This window comes from Clostridium sp. MB05 (genome assembly GCF_046581255.1).
In the GTDB taxonomy this organism is placed as follows: Bacteria; Bacillota; Clostridia; order Clostridiales; family Clostridiaceae; genus Clostridium.
The window spans coordinates 3283154-3308335 of the sequence record NZ_CP174370.1 but is presented as its reverse complement, the minus strand read 5'-3'; the positions used below and the strand labels follow the sequence as shown (position 1 = coordinate 3308335).

Annotated in this window: 20 protein-coding genes; 18 read left to right on the top strand and 2 right to left on the bottom strand. The window is 30.0% G+C overall.

Going from position 1 to position 25182, the window contains the following annotated elements; translation table 11 throughout:
* The first annotated feature begins 60 nt into the window (after positions 1-60).
* The 3 genes from ACH36K_RS15445 to ACH36K_RS15435 all read left to right on the top strand — a co-directional run bounded on the left by ACH36K_RS15445 (position 61) and on the right by ACH36K_RS15435 (position 1931).
* A complete protein-coding gene (locus ACH36K_RS15445) occupies positions 61-1011 on the top strand; it encodes an amidase domain-containing protein (RefSeq protein WP_411168495.1) in 951 nt (316 codons plus the stop codon).
* 316 nt (positions 1012-1327) lie between these two features.
* A complete protein-coding gene (locus ACH36K_RS15440) occupies positions 1328-1483 on the top strand; it encodes a zinc-ribbon domain-containing protein (protein WP_195263398.1) in 156 nt (51 codons plus the stop codon).
* A gap of 292 nt (positions 1484-1775) precedes the next feature.
* Positions 1776-1931, top strand: a complete 156-nt coding sequence (locus tag ACH36K_RS15435) for a zinc-ribbon domain-containing protein (protein WP_411168494.1) — start codon at positions 1776-1778, stop codon at positions 1929-1931.
* 159 nt (positions 1932-2090) lie between these two features.
* Here ACH36K_RS15435 and ACH36K_RS15430 read toward each other — a convergent pair whose 3' ends face one another.
* On the bottom strand, positions 2091-2285 hold the full coding sequence (locus ACH36K_RS15430) for a hypothetical protein (RefSeq protein ID WP_322459217.1): 195 nt from the start codon (positions 2283-2285) through the stop codon (positions 2091-2093).
* Positions 2286-2299: 14 nt separating this feature from the next.
* Entirely contained in the window at positions 2300-2488 is a 189-nt protein-coding gene (locus ACH36K_RS15425; RefSeq protein WP_322459218.1) for a hypothetical protein, read from the bottom strand.
* A 467-nt stretch (positions 2489-2955) separates the two neighbouring features.
* On the opposite strand from ACH36K_RS15425, the gene ACH36K_RS15420 reads away from it, so the two are divergent.
* The 15 genes from ACH36K_RS15420 to ACH36K_RS15350 all read left to right on the top strand — a co-directional run bounded on the left by ACH36K_RS15420 (position 2956) and on the right by ACH36K_RS15350 (position 25175).
* Complete coding sequence (locus ACH36K_RS15420; RefSeq protein WP_411168493.1) at positions 2956-6699, top strand: phosphoribosylformylglycinamidine synthase; 3744 nt, start codon at positions 2956-2958, stop codon at positions 6697-6699.
* 167 nt (positions 6700-6866) lie between these two features.
* A complete protein-coding gene (gene purE, locus ACH36K_RS15415) occupies positions 6867-7346 on the top strand; it encodes a 5-(carboxyamino)imidazole ribonucleotide mutase (RefSeq protein ID WP_411168492.1) in 480 nt (159 codons plus the stop codon).
* Positions 7346-8050, top strand: coding sequence for a phosphoribosylaminoimidazolesuccinocarboxamide synthase (gene purC, locus ACH36K_RS15410; protein ID WP_411168491.1), 705 nt, complete (start codon positions 7346-7348; stop codon positions 8048-8050). Before purE ends, purC begins: the two co-directional genes overlap by 1 nt.
* A 160-nt stretch (positions 8051-8210) precedes the next feature.
* A complete protein-coding gene (purF, locus tag ACH36K_RS15405; RefSeq protein ID WP_411168490.1) occupies positions 8211-9617 on the top strand; it encodes an amidophosphoribosyltransferase in 1407 nt (468 codons plus the stop codon).
* Between the two features lie 22 nt (positions 9618-9639).
* Positions 9640-10641 carry a phosphoribosylformylglycinamidine cyclo-ligase gene (purM, locus tag ACH36K_RS15400; RefSeq protein WP_411168489.1) on the top strand — a complete coding sequence of 334 codons (1002 nt, stop codon included), beginning with the start codon at positions 9640-9642 and terminating at the stop codon, positions 10639-10641.
* The gene (gene purN / locus ACH36K_RS15395) at positions 10629-11249 is read left to right on the top strand and encodes a phosphoribosylglycinamide formyltransferase (protein WP_411168488.1); all 621 of its coding nucleotides are present in this window, start codon (positions 10629-10631) and stop codon (positions 11247-11249) included. Before purM ends, purN begins: the two co-directional genes overlap by 13 nt.
* Before the next feature lie 63 nt (positions 11250-11312).
* Positions 11313-12815 (top strand): bifunctional phosphoribosylaminoimidazolecarboxamide formyltransferase/IMP cyclohydrolase, encoded by a 1503-nt coding sequence (gene purH / locus ACH36K_RS15390; RefSeq protein WP_411168487.1) that lies wholly within the window; start codon positions 11313-11315, stop codon positions 12813-12815.
* A gap of 677 nt (positions 12816-13492) precedes the next feature.
* On the top strand, positions 13493-14740 hold the full coding sequence (gene purD / locus ACH36K_RS15385) for a phosphoribosylamine--glycine ligase (RefSeq protein WP_411170714.1): 1248 nt from the start codon (positions 13493-13495) through the stop codon (positions 14738-14740).
* Between the two features lie 53 nt (positions 14741-14793).
* Positions 14794-14943, top strand: a complete 150-nt coding sequence (locus tag ACH36K_RS15380) for a hypothetical protein (protein ID WP_411168486.1) — start codon at positions 14794-14796, stop codon at positions 14941-14943.
* 714 nt (positions 14944-15657) lie between these two features.
* Positions 15658-16074: a hypothetical protein gene (locus ACH36K_RS15375; RefSeq protein ID WP_411168485.1), complete on the top strand. Its 417-nt coding sequence runs from the start codon at positions 15658-15660 to the stop codon at positions 16072-16074.
* 180 nt (positions 16075-16254) lie between these two features.
* Positions 16255-16827, top strand: coding sequence for a restriction endonuclease subunit S (locus tag ACH36K_RS15370; RefSeq protein ID WP_411168484.1), 573 nt, complete (start codon positions 16255-16257; stop codon positions 16825-16827).
* Positions 16827-20039, top strand: a complete 3213-nt coding sequence (locus ACH36K_RS15365) for a type I restriction endonuclease subunit R, EcoR124 family (RefSeq protein WP_411168483.1) — start codon at positions 16827-16829, stop codon at positions 20037-20039. Before ACH36K_RS15370 ends, ACH36K_RS15365 begins: the two co-directional genes overlap by 1 nt.
* 37 nt (positions 20040-20076) lie before the next feature.
* The gene (locus ACH36K_RS15360) at positions 20077-21336 is read left to right on the top strand and encodes a restriction endonuclease subunit S (RefSeq protein WP_411168482.1); all 1260 of its coding nucleotides are present in this window, start codon (positions 20077-20079) and stop codon (positions 21334-21336) included.
* A 75-nt stretch (positions 21337-21411) separates the two neighbouring features.
* On the top strand, positions 21412-23001 hold the full coding sequence (locus ACH36K_RS15355) for a type I restriction-modification system subunit M (RefSeq protein WP_411168481.1): 1590 nt from the start codon (positions 21412-21414) through the stop codon (positions 22999-23001).
* Positions 23002-23456: 455 nt separating this feature from the next.
* A complete protein-coding gene (locus ACH36K_RS15350) occupies positions 23457-25175 on the top strand; it encodes an ABC transporter ATP-binding protein (protein WP_411168480.1) in 1719 nt (572 codons plus the stop codon).
* Positions 25176-25182: the final 7 nt, after the last annotated feature.

Below are 25182 nucleotides of genomic sequence, written 5' to 3'. Positions count from 1 at the left end.
AATTTAATTTTATTTCAAAGACTATATATTGAAGTTTAAATTAGTTTGGAGAAGTAAAATATGAAAATATTTATAAAAAAAAGAATAAAACTAATAATTATATTAGTTTTATTAATACTAGAAACTTTTAAAATTAGTACAGATGCAAGTTCATTAGGAACTGGAAGTAAAAATATTAATTATAATAGGGAAGCAGCTAGAGAATATGCTTTAAAATGGGCCACATCATCAAATAGTAAATATTATAACTACGTTAATGAAGGGGGAGATTGTACTAATTTTGTATCACAGGTTTTAAGAGCTGGTGGTTTAGAGTTTGTAGGTTCTAAAGCAAATGCCACTAGTATTAAATCCTGGTTTTATTATTCTCAAAACCTTCCTAATAGAACATCTACATGGACAGCAGCCCAGCCCTTTGCTTTACATTTTGGTAAAGAATACGAAAGAGCTTATGCCTTTAAAGAATATAAGCTAATAGATGCACTAGAAAATTGGGATACTATATATGAAAGTCTATTACCAGGTGACATAGTTCAGTATGCAAGGCAAAATAATATAGCTTTTCATTCTCAAGCTATTACAGACTTAATAGAAAAAAATAGAACTATATATTTTTGTCAGCATTCAAATTCTATGGAGTATTTCAGGAAAAATGGTAATTTAAGATATTATCTAATGGGAAAGCCAAATGATTACAACTTTTATATATATAATATAAAAGAAGATAGTGTTAATAGATCAGAAAATTTAGAAATTAAAAGTAGTAATAATTTAGATAATAGTAAAACAGAAGAGGACTACAGAAAAGAGCTAATAGAAGCTTTAGATATAATAAAACTAAGCTTAGAGGATACAAGAATTGAAAATGAAAAAAACTATGATGAAAAAACAAAAATATTTATAGACAAAATGGATAAAAGAATAGAAGAAGTAGAATTTCATATAAATAAAAGGGGAAAATCCTCAAAAGAATTATTAGATATACTATTAGAAAGAACAAGCTTAGATTAAAAAAATAATAAAAATTTATAAACAGAGATTATTATGAAATTTAGAATAGAAAGAAATAAATATGATAAGAATAAGAATAACCCAATAGGGTTACGTAGGTTTCTTTGCCGGTGGTTAAAACTGCCGGTATTTTTTTATTTTTAATAAATTAAAATTATTTTAAAAAAAGAGTAGCTTTTTTAAAATAACTATGTTATTATAAATGAGTAGTCAATAAGACTAACAATATTTTGTTTAAAGATTTTGAAAGATAATGACATTCTCCGTTATAGAGATTAGTAGTTACTTGAATAGTCTTTAGAATGGAGGATTTAAAATGGAAGATAAGAAATTAGTATGTAAAGATTGTGGTTCAGAATTCGTATTCACAGTAGGAGAACAAGAATTCTACAAAGAAAAAGGATTCGATAACGAGCCAGTAAGATGCATGGATTGCAGAAGAGCAAGAAAAGCACAAAACAACAGAAGATAGTTATCTGTAATTTAAGCTATAGGTTTTCCTATAGCTTTTATTTTTATGTGAAGATACATATAAAATAAACATAATATAATATGCTGAAAAATATTAATATATATCGAAAAATGAATGTTAAATTATTAATTAATATATTAAAAACCACTAGAAAAAATAATAGATGTATGATAAAATATTATAGTAAGTCGTAAGACTAAGAAATATTTGTTTAAAGATTAAATAGAAATTAGCTTTCTCCATTGTAGAGATTGGTTGATATTATATTGGTCTTTAGAATGGAGGATTTAAAATGGAAGATAAGAAAATAATGTGTAAAGACTGCGGTAAGGAATTCGTATTCACAGTAGGAGAGCAAGAATTCTACAAAGAAAAAGGATTCGACAACGAGCCAGTAAGATGTATGGATTGCAGAAGAGCAAGAAAAAATCAAAACAACAGAAGATAATTAGCAAAGACTGTAGGTTTTCCTACAGTCTTTTTAATTTATGCTCTAAATCTTTGATTTAGTTATTAAAACTTACACCCCAGAAGGTATGTGAAGAGGTGTTTCCAAATTTGCTACTATAAATATTCTATTTAATTAGTAGAATTTGAATTTCTATTCTCAATCTTTAAACCCATAAGTTGAAGTTCTAGTTGCATGTAGAGCTTCATTAACATTAGATAAAGTATCTTGAATAAGTTGTTTATTATCATCTTTTTCAACAGATTTAATAGCATCATGCAATAATTTTTGAGCATGAGTAACGTCAGAAAGAGCAAAGTTCAATTCATTTTTTGCATTTGGTTTATGTCCCATAAAAGCATCTCCTCCTAATCCTTAAATTTGTTTAAAGTGTTTTGTGCAGAATCTATAGCACTGTCAATAGATTTAAGTGCAGTATGAATTTCATTTCTATTATGATCATTTTCTGCGTGTAAATAAGCAGTATTTAGATGGGTTTGGCATGAACAAAGCTCATCTAAAGCTATTTCTAAATTTTCTTTGGAATTACCTTTCATAATTAACACCACCTTAAATTAAATCTCTATTAGTTTGTGTAAAAAAAATATTTCAATAACATTTATTAATAAAATTAATTAAAGAATTAATAGCTAAAATGTTATTAATTAGCTTTAAAACGCGCTATGTTCAAACATTAAAACTTATTAATGCAATATTTACTACAGAAAGAATGAGATTCTAAAAGTTCGCTTATATTTTTTACGCAACTATCATATCAACCAAAATATCTAACAGATCCTAAAATTCCAACGGAATAACTAAGAATATATATACGAATATTATTTTTAGATACCAATAATATAATTCGATATATAACGAATTATAAAAAGAAATATTGATATAAAGTTGACAAAAATATATCTAAATGATAACCTTAAAATATAAATACGAAATATATGAATAAATAATAAAAAAATATTCGTATTTTAAAATGGGGACTAATACTGCTTTGGAGGTATGAAAGTTGAAGGTGAGATGTGTATTTGTAGAGAAAAAAAGAGGCTTTAATGTTGAAGGAAAAAGTTTGCTTGAAGATTTTAAAAATAATTTAGCAATCAATTCTTTGGAAGAGGTTAGGCTTGTAAATAAATATACTTTAGGGCAAATGAAGGAAGAAGATTATAAAAAAGCTCTTTATACAATATTTTCAGAAAGAACAGTAGACAATGTTTATGAAAATAAATTTGAAGTAAAGGATAACGAAATTGCCTTTGGAGTTGAGTATTTACCAGGACAATATGATCAAAGAGCAGATTCAGCTTCAGAATGTTATCAATTATTGACTTCAGGAGAAAAAATAGAAGTTAAATGGACAAAAATAATAATTTTAAAAGGTGATTTATCAAAGAATGAAGTAGAAAAAATTAAAAATTATTATATAAATCCAGTAGATTCTAGAGAGGTAGAAATAGGTAACATAGAATTATCATCAAAACTTCCAGAGCCAGAGGATATAAAAATATTAAATAGATTTACAAGTAAAAGTAATGAAGAAATAAAAGAGTTACATAGCAAAATGGGGCTTGCTATGAGCTTAGAGGATATAAAGCTGATAAGAGATTATTTTAAAAATGAAAATAGAGATCCAAGTATTACAGAGATAAAGGTTATAGACACATATTGGTCAGATCATTGTAGACACACAACTTTTTCAACTGCAATAGAAAAAGTAAATATAGAAGAGGGGCTTTATACAAGAGCTTTAGTTAAATCATATCAAGCATATTTAAAGTCAAGAGAATTTGTTTATGGTGAAACAAATAGAGATGAAACCTTAATGGATATAGCTGTTATAACAATGAAGGAAATGAGAAAAAGAGGGCTATTAGAAGATTTAGATGTATCCGATGAAATAAATGCTTGTTCAATAAAGGTAAACATAGAAACTAATAACGGAACTGAAGAATACCTAGTAATGTTTAAAAATGAAACACATAATCATCCAACTGAAATAGAACCCTTTGGTGGGGCAGCTACATGTCTTGGCGGGTCTATTAGGGACCCGTTATCAGGAAGAACTTATGTATATCAAGCTATGAGAGTTACAGGGGCAGCAGATCCAACAGTTAGCATAGAAGAAACATTAAAAGGAAAACTTCCACAAAGAACTATAACTTTAGGGGCAGCACATGGATATAGTTCATATGGAAATCAAATAGGACTTGCAACAGGACAAGTTTCAGAAATATATCATCCTAATTATATTGCAAAGAGAATGGAAATTGGAGCAGTTATAGCAGCAGCACCTAAGAAAAATATAGTTAGAGAGGAACCTAAGCCAGGAGATGTTGTAATACTTTTAGGTGGAAGAACAGGAAGAGATGGATTAGGTGGAGCAACAGGATCATCTAAAGAACATACAGAAGATTCAATCAATGAATGTGGAGCAGAAGTTCAAAAGGGAAATCCACCAACAGAAAGGAAAATTCAAAGATTATTTAGAAATTCAGAAGTTTCAATAATGATAAAAAGGTGTAATGACTTTGGGGCAGGTGGAGTTTCAGTTGCAATTGGGGAATTAACAAGAGGATTAGATATAGATTTAGATAAAGTTCCAAAGAAATATGAGGGATTAGATGGAACAGAAATTGCAATTTCAGAATCTCAAGAAAGAATGGCTGTTGTAGTTAATAAAGAGGATGAAGAAAAGTTTATAAGCTTAGCAGCAAAAGAGAATTTAGAAGCAGTAAGGGTAGCTAAAGTAACAGATACAGAAAGACTTAGAATGTTCTGGAGAAAAGCAAAGATAGTAGATTTAAAAAGAGAATTTTTGGATACAAATGGGGCAAGGCAAAGAACAGAAGTAGAAGTACAATTACCAAAGAATTATCCATTCAATGTAGCAGATGTAGATGTAAAAGAAGAATGGATTAACAATTTAAGAAATTTAAATGTAGCATCACAAAAGGAGTTAGTTGAGAGGTTTGATGCAACTATAGGGGCAGGGACAGTGCTTATGCCTTTTGGAGGTAAGTATCAAACTACACCAGCAGAAGGAATGGCAGCAAAAATACCTGTTCTAAATGGTGAAAGTAAAGATGCTACATTAATGACATATGGATTTAATCCTGAAATGGGAATGTGGAGTCCATATCATATGGCATATTATTCGGTAATTGAGGCGATAACAAAACTTTCAGCTATGGGTGGGAATTATAAAAAAGTAAGACTTACATTACAAGAGTATTTTGAGAGATTAGGAAAAGATAAAAATAAATGGGGAAAACCTTTTTCAGCATTACTTGGTGCATATCAAGCACAAATAGATTTAGGAATACCAGCAATTGGAGGTAAAGACTCAATGTCAGGAACTTTTGGTGATTTAGATGTACCTCCATCACTAGTAGCTTTTGCTGTTGGGGTTATTAAAGCAAAGGATGTTATATCACCAGAATTTAAAAATAAAGATTCAAAAATCCTGCTTTTAATAGCAGAAAAAAATGAAGATATGACTTTAAAAGTAGATGAGTATAAAAAGAATTTAGAAACATTGCATAAGCTTATTTTAGATGGGAAAGTAATTTCAGCATCATCAATAAAATTTGGTGGCTTAGCAGAAGCCTTAACTAAAATGAGTTTAGGAAATCGTATTGGGGTAGAATTTGAAGGCGTAAATAAAGAAGAATTATTTGGCCTTAATTATGGAAGCTTAGTTTTAGAAGTTAAAAATGAAGTGGAAATAGATAAAGAATTCAATGGTTGCGCTTATAAAGTAATAGGTAATACAACAGAAAATAGGGCTATAGTTTCAAAGGAATATGATATTAACTTTAAGATAGAAGATTTAGAAAATATATTAGAAGAGAAATTATCAAAGGTATTTAAGACTAAAACAGAAGATAAAAATGAAAGAATTGAGACAGTTTTATATGAGAAAAAAGAAATAAAAACACCAATAATAAAAATTGTAAAACCAAAAGTATTTATTCCAGTCTTCCCAGGTACAAACTGTGAATATGATTGTGCAAGAGCTTTCAATAATGAAGGTGCAGAAGTTTCAGAGCTTGTTTTAAATAATATAAACAAGGAATTATTAAAGGAATCAATTTTAAAAATGGAAAACACAATAAGAGAAAGTCAAATAATTATGTTACCAGGAGGATTCTCTGCTGGAGATGAACCAGATGGATCAGGTAAGTTTATAGCAACAGTTTTCAGAAATGAAAGAATTAAAGATGCTGTAATGGACTTATTAAAAAATAGAGATGGCTTAATCCTTGGTATATGCAATGGCTTTCAAGCTTTAATAAAATTAGGATTAGTTCCTTATGGTGAAATTGTAGATATAGAAGAAGATATGGCAACACTAACTTACAATGAAATCAATAGACATATGAGTTCAATAGTTAGAACTAAAATAACTTCAAATAAATCACCTTGGTTTAGTGAAGTAAATGTAGGAGATATTCATTCAGTTGCAATTTCTCATGGTGAAGGAAGATTCGTAGCACCAAAAGATTTATTAGATAAGTTAAGAGAAAATGGACAAATAGCAACACAATATGTTGACTTAAATGGTGAAATATCTATGGACATGCCTTTCAATCCAAATGGATCAATGCTAGGTATAGAAGGAATAACAAGTCCAGATGGAAGAATCCTTGGTAAAATGGGTCACTCAGAAAGAATAGGAGAAAATCTATATAAAAATATTCCAGGAGACTTTGATCAAAAGATATTCAAAGCGGGTGTGAAGTACTTTAAGTAAGGCTCTAAATCTTTGATTTAGTCAGCCGAACTTACACATTCGAACGCAGGTGAGAAGGTGTTTCCTATAAAGAAAGACTGATAAAATAAGGCTCTGTTAGATATTTTCCTCTAACACAGACTAAGCTAAAAGAATATAAAGATTAATGGATAAAGGAGAGTTTATTTATGAAGGTAGCTATATTTTTTGGAAGTAAATCTGATACTGATGTTATGAAGGGAGCTGCTAATTGCTTAAGGGAGTTTGGAGTTGAATTTAAAGCGTATGTGTTATCAGCTCATAGAGTTCCTGAAAAGTTAACGGAAACTTTAAAGGAAGCTGAGGAAAATGGATGTGAAGTTGTTATTGCAGGAGCTGGACTTGCAGCTCATTTACCTGGAGTTATAGCTTCTCAAACTACTATGCCTGTGATAGGAGTTCCAATAAAGGGAGCAGTTGAAGGATTAGATGCTTTGTTTTCAATAGTTCAAATGCCAAAGTCAATTCCTGTTGCAACTGTTGGAATTAACAACAGTTATAATGCTGGAATGCTTGCAGTTCAAATGCTTGCTATTAAAGATAGTACTTTAAGAGAAAAATTAAATAAATTTAGGATAGATATGAAAAATAAATTTATAGAAGAAAATGGAGAAGGAGTAGATCTATAATGGAAAAGTTAGAAATGATGTATGAAGGAAAAGCAAAAAAAATATACGCTACAGATAAGGCTGATGAAGTAATAGTTTATTACAAAGATGATGCAACAGCATTTAATGGAGAAAAGAAAGGCCAAATTGAAGATAAGGGTGCTTTAAATAATGCAATAACATCAATGATTTTTGAAATGCTAAAGAACAATGGAATCAAAACTCACTTTATAGAAAAGCTAAATGAAAGAGAACAACTTTGTAAAAAGGTTGAAATAGTACCACTAGAAGTAATAGTTAGAAATGTAGCAGCTGGATCAATGGCTAAGAGATTAGGTTTAAATGAAGGTTTTGAACTTAAAACTACAGTATTTGAATTATCATATAAAGATGATTCACTAGGAGATCCATTAATAAATGATTATCATGCGGTGGGAATTGGAGCAACTACCTTTGAAGAATTAAATAAGATTTATGAAGTGACAGCTAAAATAAATGATTTATTAAAAGAATTCTTTATAAAACAAAATATAAGGTTAATAGATTTTAAATTAGAGTTTGGAAGGTATAATGGAGAAATCCTATTAGCAGATGAAATTTCACCAGATACATGTAGATTTTGGGATGCAACTACAGGAGAAAAGCTAGATAAAGATAGATTTAGAAGAGACCTTGGAAATGTTAAAGATGCTTATGTTGAGATATTAAACAGAATAAAGAAATAATAAATTAATGGATAATTGAAGATGGACAATAGAGAATGTAGATTGTCCATTTTCAATTATCAATCAAATAATTTATTTAAGTAAATTAGTTTTTATGAATTATATCAACAATTGTTAATAATCAATTACTAACTGTGAATTAATTGTAGGGGGTATTGTTTTGAGCTTAGATTTAATTTTAGATCCAAGTAATGATAAATTTAAGGATGAATGTGGTGTTTTTGGTGTTTATGTAAATAAGCCTATGGATGTTGCTTCTATGACATATTATGGCTTATATGCACTTCAACATAGAGGTCAAGAAAGTGCTGGAATAGCTGTAGCAAATGGAGAAACAGTTGATATTCATAAAGGTATGGGGATTATAACAGAAGCATTTTCTAAAACAGATTTAGAGAAACTTAAAGGTTTTGCAGCAATAGGACATGTTAGGTATTCAACATCTGGAGATACTAGAATTGAAAATGCACAGCCATTACTTAGTAAGACTAAACTTGGGTCTATAGCTATGGCTCATAATGGTACTTTAGTTAATGCAGATGTTATAAGAGAGCTTTTAGAAGATGGAGGACATGTTTTCCATACATCAATAGATTCAGAGGTTATAGCTAATCTTATAGCAAGAGGAGCTAAAAAAGGAATTGAAAGAGCTATATTTGATGCAATTCAAGCAATAAGAGGCTCTTTTGCAATGGTAATCTTAACAGAAAATAAGCTTATAGGAGTTAGAGATCCACATGGAATTAGACCTTTATGCCTTGGAAAAACAGAAGAAGGATATATATTATCATCAGAGAGCTGTGCTTTAGATGCAATAGGAGCAGAACTAGTTAGAGATATTGAGCCAGGAGAAATAATTGTTATAGATGAAAAAGGAATTAAATCTTATAAATACTCAGAAAACACCCAATGTCAAACATGTGCCTTTGAGTATATATATTTTGCAAGACCAGACTCAACTATTGATGGATTAGATGTTCATGAATCAAGAGTTAGAGCTGGGGAGCAATTATTTAAAGAGCATAAAATAGAAGCTGATGTGGTAGTTGCAGTTCCAGACTCAGGAATACCAGCAGCAATAGGTTATTCAAAAGCTTCAGGAATACCTTATGATACAGGTTTTATAAAAAATAGATATGTAGGTAGAACCTTTATAACACCCTCTCAAGAAATCAGAGAAAAAGCTGTAACTGTTAAACTAAACCCACTTAAGGTAAATGTAAATGGAAAAAGAGTTGTACTAATTGATGATTCAATAGTAAGAGGAACTACATCAAAATATTTAGTAGAGTCCTTAAGAAGAGCAGGAGCAAAAGAAGTACATTTTTTAGTAGCTTCACCAATAGTTAAATTTCCTTGCTACTTTGGAATAGATACTCCATATAGAAGTGAGCTTATAGGATCTAAAAAATCAATTGAAGAAATAAGAGAAACAATAGGATCAGATAGTTTAGGATATTTAAGTATAAAAGGTATGTATAGTTGCTTTAAAGAAAACTGTGGATATTGTGTTGGTTGCTTTAATGGAATATATCCAGTAGCAACACCTATAGAAAAAGCAAAATAAAAGCTGAAAGGTAGTGTGTTAAATGATAACTTATAAAGAAGCTGGAGTTAATATAGAAGAAGGATATAAATCAGTAAAGCTTATAAAAGAATATGCAAGCAAAACAATGAGTGAATATGTATTAAATGGACTTGGAAGCTTTGCTGGAATGGTTGAACTTCCAGAAGGATACAAAAAACCAGTTTTAGTTTCAGGTACAGATGGAGTTGGAACTAAGCTTGATATAGCTTTTAAAACTAAAAAATACGATACAGTAGGAATAGATTGTGTTGCAATGTGTGTTAATGATATTTTATGCCATGGAGCAAAGCCACTATTTTTCTTAGACTATATAGCTTGTGGAAAGTTAGAGGCTGAAGTTGCTTCTGATTTAGTAAAAGGAGTATCAGAAGGATGCCTTCAAGGAGATTGTGCTTTAGTTGGAGGAGAAACTGCTGAAATGCCAGGGTTTTATAGAGATGGCGAATACGATATGGCAGGATTTGCAGTAGGAATTGTAGATAAAGATAAAATAATAAATGGTAAAGATATAAAGGATGGAGATAAGCTAATAGGTATTGCATCTTCAGGATTACACTCTAATGGTTACTCATTAGTTAGAAAATTATTTGAAGATTTAAATGAAGACCTAGGTGGAAAAGAAGCTTGGAAGACTCTAATAACTCCAACAAAAATTTATGTAAAACCAATTTTGAAACTACTTGAAAGCTTTGAAATAAAGGGAATGGCACATATTACAGGTGGCGGATTTATAGAAAATGTACCAAGGATGTTTAATGGAGAAAACTTTACAGCAGTTATTAAAAAAGATAGTTATCCATTACAATTAATATTTGAAAAGATAATAGAAAAAGGTGTAGGTAAAGATCATATGTACAATACCTTCAATATGGGAATTGGGTTTGTACTATGTGTTAATGAAGCAGATGCTGAGCCTGTTATAAAAGCTTTAATTGAAATGGGAGAAAAGGCTTATGAAATAGGTTATGTAACATCTGGAGGTGAAGGTGTTTGTTTAAAATAGCAGTACTTGCATCTGGTGGAGGAACAAACCTTCAATCAATAATAGATTCAATAGATAATGGAAAATTAAATTGCAAAATAGAAATGGTTATAGGAAGTAAAGAGGGGATATTTGCTTTAGATCGAGCTAAGAAAAAAGGAATAAAGACTTATGTAGTATCTAAAAAAGAATATAAAGATACTACATCAGATAAGATATTAGAATTAATTAAGGGAAAAGTTGATTTAATAGTCCTTGCCGGATACCTTTCAATACTACAAGGAGATATCCTTAAAGAATTTAAAAATAAGATAATAAACATACATCCATCATTAATACCAAGCTTTTGTGAACCAAGAATGTACGGGTTAAAGGTTCATGAAGCTGTTATAAATTCAGGAGTAAAATATTCAGGTTGTACAGTGCACTTTGTAAATGAAGAAGTAGATGGTGGAGCAATAATACTACAAGAAGTGGTGCCAGTTTACTTTGAAGATACAAAAGAAGAATTGCAAAAAAGAGTATTAGAAAAAGAACATATAATATTGCCTAAAGCAATTGATTTAATAAGTAAAGACAAAGTAGAAATTATAAATGTAAAAGCAAGAATAAATCCAATTAACAATTAAAGATTGATAATTTATTAAATAATTCTAATAGCAATAGTCCATTGAAAGAAAGGGGTTTTTAAGTTGATTAAAAGAGCGTTAGTTAGTGTTTTTGATAAAGAGGGTATTTTAGAGTTCTCTAATTTTTTACAAGATAAAGGTGTTGAAATAATATCTACAGGTGGTACTTATAAACATCTTAAGGATAATGGAGTTAATGTTATTGAAGTTAACGAAGTTACTGATTTCCCAGAGATGTTAGACGGAAGGGTTAAAACTCTTCATCCTATCATCCATGCAGGAATACTTGCTATAAGAGATAATGAAGAACATATGGATACTATTAAAGAAAGAAATATTGAAACTATAGATATGGTTATAGTTAATTTATATCCATTCTTTCAAAAGCTTAGAGAAGATTTAAGCTTTGATGAAAAGATTGAATTTATAGATATTGGTGGACCTACAATGCTTAGAGCAGCAGCTAAGAATTTTAAAGATGTAGTAGTTATTTCAGATAAAGAAGATTATAAGGCTGTTATGGAAGAAATATCTGAAAGTGGAGATGTTTCATTAGCTTTAAGAAAAAAATTAGCAGGAAAAGTATTTAATTTAATGAGTGCATATGATGCAGCAATATCAAACTTTTTATTAGAAGATGAAGAATATCCAGAATACCTTTCAATATCCTACAAGAAAAAGCAAACCTTAAGATATGGAGAAAACCCACACCAAAGTGCAGCTTACTACAGCTCAACAGAATTTGATGGAGCTATGAATAGTTTTGAAATATTAAATGGTAAAGAGTTATCTTACAATAATATTAAAGACTTAGATATAGCTTGGAAAGTTGCCTCTGAATTTGAGGAAGTAGCTTGCTGTGGACTTAAACATAATACACCTTGTGGAGTAGCTATTGGAGAAACTCCTTTTGAAGTTTATAAAAAGGCACATGATGCAGATCCAACATCAATTTTTGGTGGAATAGTAGCAATAAATAGAAAGATAGATAAAGCTACAGCAGAAGAAATGGTAAAAATATTCTTAGAAGTAGTAGCAGCACCAGATTTTGATGAAGATGCTTTAGAAGTTTTAAAAACTAAAAAGAACCTAAGAGTAATTAAGTGCAACAACACTCCAAAAGATAAAAAATATATGGTAACAGTTGATGGTGGAATACTAGTTCAAGAAGAAGATAAAAATCTAATTGATGAATTAAAAGTAGTAACAGAAAAAGCACCAACTAAAGAAGAAATGACAGATTTACTATTTGGTATGAAAGTAGTTAAATACGTTAAATCTAATGCAATAGTTGCTATAAAAGATAAAGTAGCAGTTGGAATAGGTGGAGGACAAGTTAATAGAATCTGGGCAACGGAGGAAGCACTACAAAGAGGGAATGGTGCAACAGTTTTAGCCTCAGATGCATTCTTCCCATTTAGAGATGTAGTTGATGAATGTGCTAAGAATGGAATTAAAGCAATAATACAACCAGGTGGATCAGTGAGGGATCAAGAGTCAATTGATGCTTGTAATGAGCATGGGATTGCCATGGTATTTACGGGGGTTAGACATTTTAAGCATTAGTCTTGAGGAAAGAGAGAAATTATTACTACAGTTTATTATGCAATTTCATAGAGTATTTCTAATGTTCTTTTCAGCAGAATAGCTAAATTTAAGTAACTCCCTACGGTCAGACAACTTAAATTCTTAACGCAATTATGCTTCAAAGAACATTGAAATACTTACTACTCATTGCAATATAAACTTCCGTAAGAATTTCTCTCTTTCCTAGACGTTAATAAATGATTAGGCGTTTTTATATGTAAATACCATAGTGGGAATAGCATTGGGATGAGAGAGAGAATGGATATTATTACAATGAAATACTAGTTGCTCATTGTGATATCGCCTTCCTCAATATTTCTAATCTTCCAGTGCTAATGTGACTAAAATAGTGGTTAGGAAAATAGAGAAATTATTGCTACAGGATGTTATATGATTTTGCAGAGTATTTCTAATATTCTTATCGGTATAATTTCTAAATTTCAGTAACTCGCTTTGCTCAGACAACTGAAATTTTTAACGCAATTACACCTCAAAGAATATTGAAATACTAATTGCTTATTTCAATATATACCTCCGTAAAAATTTCTATGTTTCCTAGACGTTAAGTTAGTGCTTAGTCGTTTTACGTAAATATTATAGTAAAAGTAGCATTGGGATTATAGAGAATAAATAGTACTACTTGGAGGTAATTTGTGATGAAGATTTTATTAATTGGATCTGGTGGAAGGGAGCATGCTTTGGCTTGGAAGCTTGCTAAGAATGATAGGGTTAAAAAGATATTTGTTGCTCCTGGTAATGGGGGAACTGCTAGGGAAAGTAAGTGTGAAAATATAGATATTACTGATATAGATGAACTTTTAAAGTTTGCTTTGGAGAATTCTATTGATTTAACTGTTGTTGGGCCTGAGGATCCTTTAACTAAGGGGATTGTTGATAGGTTTAAGATGGAAGGTCTTAAGATTTTTGGACCTAGTGAAAAGGCTGCAATGCTTGAAGGGAGTAAGAGTTTTTCTAAGGATTTTATGAAAAAGTATGGAGTTAAAACTGCTGAGTATGAAGTTTTTTATGATGCAAACAAAGCTTTAGATTACTTAGAAACTTGTCCTTATCCTACAGTAGTTAAGGCTGATGGATTAGCTGCTGGAAAGGGAGTTGCTATTTGTGAAAATAAAGAAGAAGCTATAGATGCAGTAAAATCTTTTATGGTTGATGATATATTTAATGGAGCAGGACAAAAAATAGTTATAGAAGAATTTTTAGATGGGGTAGAAGCTTCAATACTTTCAATAACAGATGGAAAGACTATAATTCCATTTATATCAGCAAAGGATCATAAGCAAATCTTTGATGGTGGCAAAGGTCCAAATACTGGAGGAATGGGAGTTTTAGCACCTAATCCATACGTAACAGAAGAGGTTTTAAAAGATTTTGAAGAAAATATAATGAATAAAACTTTAGTTGGAATAAGAGAAGAAGGTTTTGATTATAAAGGGATAATATTCTTTGGGCTTATGATAACTAAAAAAGGCTCATACCTTTTAGAATATAACGTGAGAATGGGAGATCCAGAAACTCAATCAGTACTTAATTTAATGGAAAGTGACTTATTAGAGCTTATAGAAGCTGCATTAATAGAAGATTTAAAAAATACAAAAATTAAATGGAAAAATGGAGCTTGTGTTAATGTAGTTTTAGCATCAAAAGGATATCCAGGAAGTTTTCCTAAAGGATATGAAATAACTATAGAAGATGAAATAAAAGATAAAGTATTTTTAGCAGGAGCAAAGCTTGAAGATGAAACTTTAAAAACTAATGGAGGAAGAGTTCTTTCAGTAGTTGGAGTTGGGGAAACAATAGAAGAATCTAGAAAAGATGCTTATAAGACTATAGAAAAGGTTGACTTTAAGGACAAGTATTTTAGAGAAGATATAGGATTAGTATAATTGATCTAAGTTTCACAAATAATATAAAAGAAAATATTATTTGGAGGAATACCATGAATAGAGAAACTGAAAATCAAGTTTACGAAAAAGCAAAGCAAATGATAATAGCAGGTGAGTCTTGGGATAAAATAATGGAAGAAACAAGACTAAGACAAAAGGATTTAAAAAGAATACAGATGGAAGAGATAAATCCTAAATTCTAAGAATGTTAGAAGATGATTTAGCTGAAATTCTAGATAAAGTTTAAAGTGGATTTTTTATGATCCGCTTTTTTGCACAAATTAGCATGGAGGTTCTATACGCCTCGACTCCACCAATAAATCCACGATATAAATATCGTGGATTTTTATTTATATTGATAAATTTTTAGAGGTTTTTTATAGAAATTGTAGTTGTTTTTAATAATTGTGCACATCCATTAGTGGCATTTTCATTAGGGGTGTGCATTTTTATGTTTAAAAAGAAATACTATTATAAGTACGTACTTATAATAAATAAAAATGTAATTTTTAAAAACTACGAAAAATAGTATTGTAATTTAATTCCTTTTGTGGTAGTATATATTCATAAGATGAAAATTTAATTTTAAAAAGGCACAAAATAAGTTGTGGGTTATAGGATGAAGTTACTTTTATAGATCAATAAAACATTTATAAAAGTAAACAGGATAAGTTATATAAAAATAATATAAAAAAATTCAAGGTAAAAAGAAAAGATAGAACAGTGCTTCAAACTGTTTTATCTTTCAAAAGTAATATATAATTTTAATTCGTTTCAATAAAATTATAAGGTCAGCAATTTTTGTTGTCAATGCTTTTGGTATAATTAGAATAAGGGAAAGTGGGGAAACAGTGAAATTATAATACCTTTTTTTCTTGAATTTATATAGATAAAAATTTATAGAAAGAAGGATAAAAATGAAAAAGATTATAGAATACAAATATATGTATTTAAAAAATGATTACTTTGCACACAGGAGAGATACAAGAGAAAGAAATGATATTGTATATGTAAGATATACTGATGGTACGGAAGTGTGTAGGATTTACCTTAATAATGTTGAAGAATATGTTGAAATTATATATGATTCTGTCATGGTATCATATATTTCTAAGATAACTTGGACAAAAGATACAACAACTGATAAGGGAGGTTTTATCAAGTCGGATGCTGATAAGGTATGTTTAAACAATGTGTTAAGAAGATATAAAAAGATAGAGAAATATAAAGTTAAAAAATTATCTGAGGAAAGCATTGATAAACATGAAAAATGGGAAAAAAGAAAAGAATTAATTAAGAATAATCCTGAGGCAAATACTGATAAAGCTGCATAGTTGAGGATGACTAAATTAGTAATATGTAAATAGTATATAGACTATTAAACGGTATCTTAATGAATTCAATTATATGTAAGAGGTGTTATTAAACTATAGTTTAGCTCACCTCTTATCAATAATTAATGATGTGATTATGCTTAGATAGATTTTAATAAATTATAGAAAGGAAAAATAAACATGAATAAGTTAAATGAATTAGTTGAATTTATAAGTGGTTCACCTCAATTTAGAATTAGAGAAGTTGTTGATGAAAGTGCACCTGTATTTACTTACTATAGTCAAACAGATTTAACAGATGATTTGGTTGGGATTATATCAGAAAAAATAGAGAATAAACAAGTTAGAACTTATGATAAGATAAGTACATTATGTGAGAATGATGTTATATTTAGTTTAGTTAGTGGAATGGCTACTATTGTAAGAAAGAGTCATGAAGGATATCTTTATACACAGAACTATGTCAAATTATTACCTAGGAATGATATTGATTTAAAGTTTTTAGTGTATATGATTAATGAAAATAAAATGATAAGGAAGCAACTTATGTTTGGGCTTCAAGGATCTCAAGTTTTAAAATATACTCTAAAACAGCTTAAAGAACTTGAAATACCTAAAATTCCTTCTATTGATAAACAAAGAAAAATTGGACAAATTTATTTTAATCATTTAAGACTTGAGGCTCTTAAATATAGAGCAGCTAAGCTTGAATCCATAATTATATTAGCAAACTTAGAGGAGGGGAGTAAATAATGACAGAAAACAAATTTGAGACAGAATTAATACAATATATTACTACTGGAGCTATAACTAAACCTGAGCATTTAGAAGGGTTAGGCGGATATACTATAGCGGAAGAGAAGAATGTAGATTATGTAGTTAAATCAAAGCTATGGACTTATGAGCCAAAAATTAAGACAACAGAACAACTTTGGAATAATTTCAAAGAAATTCTTGAAAGAAATAATCAAAATACTCTTGATAATCCTTTAAGTGTTGTTGAGTTTAATCAAGTTAAGAAGATTATTTCTGGTATTAAGACACCATATGAAGCAGGACAATTTTTATATGGACTTAATGGTGTATCACAAATTGAGATTGATTTAGATGATGGGCGTCATGTGTTTTTAACAGTTTTCGATCAAAAGCAAATTGGTGCAGGGAATACAGTATATCAAGTAGTTAATCAAATTAATCGTCCTGCAGTTATTAATGGGAAGCAAGATCGTCGTTTTGATACTACACTTTTAATAAATGGATTACCAATAATACAAATAGAAGAAAAACGGGATACTCATGATGTAAATGAAGCATTAAATCAAATGCATCAATATTGTGATGAAAATCAATATGGTGATATTTTTTCAACATTACAAATCTTAGTGGCAATTACTCCAAATAACGTGAAGTATATGGCAAATACTACAGCTGATAAGTTCAATAAGGATTTTGCTTTTAACTGGCAAAGAAAAAGTGATAGTTCAATTGTACGAAATTGGAAAGAGTTTGCAGATTCAATGTTAAGTATCCCAATGGCACATCAAATGGCTACCAATTATATGATTTTAGATGGTACCAAAAATAATAAAACTTTAAAGGTAATGAGACCATATCAAGTATATGCAACACAAAATGTAATTGAAGAATTAAAGAGAGTTGATTTTGAATTAGGGATAAATAAGGCTGGATATATTTGGCACACTACTGGATCGGGGAAAACTATAACTAGTTTTAAAACAGCATGGCTTGCAAGTCGTATGCCAAAAGTGGACAAAGTGGTTTTTGTAGTAGATAGAATAGCTTTAACTAAACAAACCAATGAGAATTATAAAGCTTATGATCCAGATTCTAGTGATGATGTTGTTGGTAGTGTTCAAGATACTTACAATACAACAGATTTAAGTAGAAAATTGAAAAGTAAGGATAATAATATAATTGTAACATCTGTTCAAAAGCTAGATACTTTAGTGAAACGTGCATCTTTTAAGTCTCCTGACAAAAACATAGTTTTTATTGTTGATGAGGCTCATCGTTCAACTGGAGGAGAAAGTTTTGAAAAAATTCAAAAGGCTTTTAAAAAATCAGCTTGGATAGGTTATACTGGTACTCCAATGTTTGATGATACTACAAGTGGATTAAGAACAGAGGATATTTTCGGATCTCTTTTACATGCTTATACAATTCGTGAAGCTATTGCAGATAGAAATGTTTTAGGATTTAAGGTTGATTTTGAAACAACTATTGATGAAGAACAAATGAAAAAAGAATATCTACCAGCTTTCTATAAAGAAAGCTACCCAAGTTGGTCAGAAGAGAAGATTCAACAAAAAATAAATAATTTGAGTCAAGAAGATATGGATGATGCAGTAGAACCGAGTTTTTATGATGAAAATATTGATCATATAAAACTTGTAGTTAAGGATATTTTTTCTAACTGGAGAAATCGTTCAAATGAGGGGAAATATAATGCATTATTCACAACACATGTAGGTGGAGGGAAAGCTAGTACACCAATGGCGATGATGTATTTTAGAGAATTTCAACGAGTAAATAATGAAAATAGAAAAAATGGAGGACAAGTATTAAAGGTTGCAATTACATTTAGTTTAAATAATTCTAATAATAACAGTATGCTTGAAACTAATAGAGGTTTGTTTGAAGCAATAGATATTTATAATAAAGAATTTCGTACAAGTTTTGGTATGGATGATGTTGCAGCATATACACAAGATGTTACAAGTCGTTTAAATAAAAGTGCAGTAGATAAGAATTTCTTAGATATTGTAATTGTTGTAGATCAACTTCTAACAGGATTTGATGCACCAGAGCTTAATACTCTTTACGTTGATAGGACATTAAAAGGGGCTGGACTTATACAGGCATATTCAAGAACAAATCGTATTTCTGATATGCAAGAAAAGCCTTGGGGGCGTATTGTTAATTATCGTTGGCCTGCACATAATGAGAAGCTTATGAATAAAGCTTTAGCAATTTATGCAAATAAGGATTCAGCAGTTTTATCAGATGAGGAACAACGTGAATCTAATAAAAATGATGGAATTGTAGCTAAGCCTTTTGTAAATGTATTTAATGAAGTAAAAGAGACAGTTGAAAAATTAAGTAGTTTAACCAAGGAATTTCAACAGTTACCACCATCAGAGAAGAAAAAAGAAGAAATGTTGGAATTAATACGTGATTACAGCTCTGGTATGGCAAAATTAAAGCAATTTAACGCTGAAGAAGTTAATGGTAATACTGTAGGCTTTAACTATGATAATCCTGATGAGTTAATTGAAATGTTAGGTATGACAAGTGAACAAGAAGTTATGCTTACAACAGTGTTAACAAACGAATTAAGGCAACATCTGGCAAAGGAAAAGAATATACCATTTTATCAAATTGAATTAAAGATGACGCATGTTAAAGATGTTAAAATTGATTATGATTATTTAACTGAATTGGTAGAACAACTGTTAAATGAAGTGCATGAAGGTAAAAAACAAGAGGCTAAAACTACTAAGGATAGAATAGACCAATTTGCTAATGGTTTGGAGGATAGAAGTTACGCTAATAAAATTAAGAATGCTGCAAATGCTATTATAAAAGGATATTATCCACCAGCAGATGCTAATGTAAAATATCCAGTTAAATTAGATAGCAGTGAGATTATTATTCAACAAGCTAATAATGTAACTTTAGATAGAGTATTTTTAGATTTTAGAGTTAAATGGGGAATTACAGATGTTATAAAAAATGCAGAGATGAGAGAGTTATTTAGCAATCATCGTTATGGATTACAGGATTTGGATGATAATGGGAAAATAACAGATATAATCACAAAGGCAACATTGAAGTATTCAACATTAGCACATGATAAAGAAGTACAAAGTCTATCTAAGATTAAGTATCGCAACAGTTTACGTGATGCTTTGTATAAATTAGCAGATGAACAAGTAGATAATTAATTAAGAAAAAATAATGTATAGTTAGATAGGAGATAAAATGGATAAAAATGAGAAAAATGTACCTAAAATAAGATTTCCAGGTTTTACAGATCCTTGGGAACAGCGTAAGATCGGTGATGTGGGGTCATTTTATTACGGACATAGCTGTCCTAAATGGTCTGTAACAGAAGATGCAACAACTCCATGCATTAGATATGGTGAGTTATACACTAAATTCGGGACAAAAATTGATAAGGTATATTCTTATACAAATATGCCAGTTGATATACTACGATTTAGCAAAGGCACAGAAGTTTTGATTCCTCGAGTTGGTGAAGATCCGATGGATTATAATCACTGCACATGGCTATCTATACCAAATGTAGCGATTGGTGAAATGATTTCTGTCTATAATACAGAACAAAATCCATTGTTCACAGCAACCATGTTTAACGCAACACTTCAAGGTGAATTTGCTATTAGAGTTGAGGGGGGAAGCGTAACAAATTTATATTTTGAAAAATTGAAAAATATAGATGTATCTTTTCCATCTTTAATTGAGCAAGAAAAAATTGCTGCATATTTTCAACAACTTGACAACTTCATCACCCTTCATCAGCGTAAGTTAGAGCACTTAAAAGATCAGAAGAAAGGGTTACTACAAAAAATGTTTCCGAAAGATGGAGATAAATATCCGGAACTTAGATTTCCAGGATTTACTGACCCTTGGGAACAGCGTAAGATTCTTGAACAAGTCGAGAAAGTTCTTGACTACCGTGGAAAGAGTCCGACAAAATTTGGTATGTCTTGGGGTGATTCAGGATATTTGGTCCTTTCTGCATTGAATGTAAAAAACGGATATATTGATAAATCTGTAGATGCGAAATATGGAGACCAAGAACTATTTGATAGGTGGATGGGTAATGAACGATTAGAAAAAGGTGATGTTCTTTTTACTACTGAAGCACCATTAGGGAATATTGCTCAAGTTCCTGATAATAATGGATATATATTAAATCAACGTGCCGTTGCATTTAAAACTTCGCCAGATAAATTAGATAACAATTTTCTGGCAACATTGTTAAGTAGTCCTTTGTTTCAAGATAAGTTGCAAGCAAATTCTTCAGGTGGAACAGCAAAGGGAATTGGCATGAAAGAATTTGCAAAAATTGCTACGCTGTTACCGATTGATATAGCCGAACAGAAAAAGATAGGTTTATTTTTCAAGGATCTAGATAACCTCATCACCATTCATCAGCGTAAGCTAGAACATTTACAAAAGCAGAAGAGAGGTCTTCAACAACAGATGTTTGTTTAGAGTAAAATATTAGTTTAAGGTGAATTTTTGATTAAATTTATATAGAAAATTAATTAGAGAAAGGAAATAAAAATAATGAGTTATAACATACAATCAATTACGAGTAAATTATGGGCAATGGCTAATGAGTTACGTGGAACTATGGATGCATCTGAGTATAAGAACTATATATTAGCATTTATGTTTTATAGGTATTTATCAGAACACCAAGAGGAGTATTTGGTAAAGAATCACGTTCTTGACATTATAGAGGGGGAGTCTATTAATGAATCTTATAATTCACAGGTAGATGAGTCGGAATTAGAAGATTACTTACAAGATATTTCATCAAGCTTAGGGTATGCAATTGCTCCAAAGGATACATGGCAGTCTTTAATTAATAAAATTAATGATTCTCAAGTTATTCCTAGTGATTATCAAACTATTTTTGATAACTTTAATAAAAATGCTGAATTAAATAAAGAAGCAGCAAAAGATTTCAGAGGCGTATTTAATGATATTAATTTAGGGGATTCTCGTCTAGGAAGTTCTACAAATGAACGTGCTAAATCACTTAATAACATAGTAAAGTTAGTTGATAGTATAGAATATAGAGTGGAAGACGGAAAAGATATCTTAGGTGAAATATACGAATATTTAATTGGTCAATTTGCAGCAAGTGCAGGTAAAAAAGGTGGAGAATTTTATACACCACATCAAGTAAGCAAAATTTTAGCTAAAGTAGTAACAGAAGGTGTAGAAAAATCTGATGAATTATTTAGTGTATATGATCCAACAATGGGGTCAGGTTCTTTATTACTTACTGTGGGACAAGAGTTACCTAATGGTACTATTATTAAGTATTTTGGCCAAGAATTGAATACAACAACATATAACTTAGCACGAATGAATTTGATGATGCATGGTATATCATATAACAATATGGTATTAAATAATGCTGATACGTTGGAAAGTGATTGGCCGGATGGACCAAATGTAAAAGGAATTGACCAGCCACGTAGCTTTGATGCAGTAGTTGCAAATCCGCCGTATTCAGCAAAGTGGGATAACAATGAAACTAAATTGAAAGATCCACGGTTTAGTGAATATGGTAAGTTAGCACCTGCTTCAAAAGCAGATTATGCATTTATATTGCATAGTATCTATCATTTGAATAATAGTGGAACAATGGCTATTGTATTACCTCATGGTGTATTATTTAGAGGTGCAGCAGAGGGGAAAATAAGAGAAACTTTAATTGGGAAAAATTATTTAGATACAGTAATAGGATTACCATCAAATTTATTTTATGGAACAAGTATTCCAACAGTAGTTTTAGTGTTAAAGAAGAATCGTAAAAATAAAGACATATTATTTATTGATGCAAGTAATGATTTTGAAAAGTGTAAAAATCAAAATAACTTAAGAGATGAAGATATCAATAAAATTATTAACACATTTAAAGAGCGTAAAGATGTTGAAAAATATGCTCATGTAGCATCAATTGATGAAATTAGAGAAAATGATTTCAATTTAAATATACCACGTTATGTTGATACATTCGAAGAAGAGGAACCTATTGATTTAGAAGAAGTAAATAGGCTATTAGAACAAGATAATAAAGAAATTGCTGAGCTTGAAGCTGAAATTAATGAACAATTAAAGATTTTAGGCGTAAAAATGTAGGATCTACCAAAAGGGAAGTTGAGATTCAACTTTCCTTTTTTGTTTGATTGAGAACAGCGTAAATTTGAAGAAATCTTTACAATTTCACAAGGATTACAAATTGCAATTACTGAAAGATTTTTAGAACCAGGTGAAAAAAGGTTCTTATAATAATTTTTTCAAGATTAAGTAGGATAAAGAATGTTTTGATAAGTACTTTATTTGTGAATTTGTATCGTGACAAAGGATGCAAAAGAGAATTTTAAGTAGTGCTGGAAGTTCAACAATTCCAGATTTAAGTCATAAGTCTTTTCATAAACCGCTTATTGCCATGATTACATTAGGTTTATAAATTCATTAAAGTAATAGAGAATAAACATGTAATACTTTAATTATTAGGAAAATTTATTGTCATATTTTTATATATTGATGTACAATAAAAAGGAATAAAATAAATTTAAAGGGAGGAAGAAATAGTGTTTAAACTAAGCAGATTTCTTAAACCCTATATAAAAGAAACGGTAATAGGCTCAGGAGCTAAATTATTTGAAGCTGGTTTGGAGCTACTATTACCTATTTTTATGGGGAAAATAATAGATATTGGAATAGTAAATAAAGATATGTCTTATATAGGGAAAATGGCTGCAATAATGTTCTTGATAATAAGTATAGGATTAGCATCAGCTACTTTATGTCAATACTATGCTTCTTATACATGTCAAAATGTTGGTAATGATATTAGAAAAGAACTATTAAGAAAAATATCTTTATTTTCTTATGCAGATATAGATAGGTTTGGTAATTCTACATTGATTAATAGAATGACTAATGATGTAAATCAGGTGGTTTGGGCAGTTGCTATGTTAATTAGACTCGTAAGTAGAGCCCCTTTTTTATGTGTTGGTGCTATGGTAATGTCAATATACATAGATACTAAGATGTCTTTAATATTTGTAGTTTTAATTCCTATATTTGTTTTAGTAATAGCTATAATCATGATAAAAACTTTACCATTATATAAAAATGCTCAAGGAAGAATGGACAACCTAGGTCATGTTCTTAGAGAAAATTTAACTGGTGTTCGTGTAATTAGGGCTTTTGCAAGACATGAAAATGAGAGTACTCGTATGAAAGAGGCAACAGAAGATGTATCAAAAGCTTATATTAGGGTTACAAATTTATCTGCATTAATGAATCCTATAACTTCGCTTATAATGAATATGGGAATTATAGTGTTACTTTATGTTGGAGGAATTAATGTAAATATAGGAAGCTTAACTCAAGGTGATATTGTTATTTTGATAAATTATATAACACAAGTTTTATTAACTTTAATAATAGTTGCAAACTTATTAGTTACTTTTACTAAGGCATCAGCTTCTTCTGCTAGAATAAATGAAGTTTTAGAATGTGAACCAAGTATTAGAGATGAGGAAAGGTTAGATGATATTTCAGAAGAAATATTAAGTGTTAAGGAGATTGTAGCTTTTGATAATGTATCTTTTAGATATAATACTGAAGAAGTCTTATCAGATTTATCTTTTTCAATTAAAAAGGGAGAAGTCTTTGGAGTTGTTGGAACAACAGGTAGTGGTAAATCTACTGTAGCCAATCTAATACCAAGATTCTATGATACAACAGAAGGTAAAGTATTATTTAAAGGAAAAGATGTAAGAAAGTTATCTCAGAGTTTTTTACACGAAGAAATTGGTATAGTTCCTCAAAAATCAGTATTATTTACAGGTACTATAAGTGAAAATATTAGGTGGGGAAAAGAAGATGCTACTGATGAAGAAGTAATAGAGGCTTTAAAAGCTGCTCAGGCTTATGACTTTGTTAGTAAAATGAAAGATAATATTGATTCTGTTATATATGAGGGTGGAAAGAATTTTTCAGGAGGACAAAAGCAACGTTTAGCTATTGCAAGAGCATTAGTTAAAAAACCTACATTAATTATTTTAGATGATAGTTTAAGTGCTTTAGACTATGAAACAGATAAAAAGCTTCGCCAATCTTTAAGAGAAAATTTAAAAGATACTAATACCATAATAATTTCTCAAAGAATTAGTTCTATTATTTCAGCAGATAAAATTTTAGTTTTAGATGACGGAATGTGTATGGGACTTGGAACTCATGAAGAGTTATTAAAAAATTGTCCTACCTATAGAGAAATATATGAATCTCAAGTTAAGTAAAGGGGGA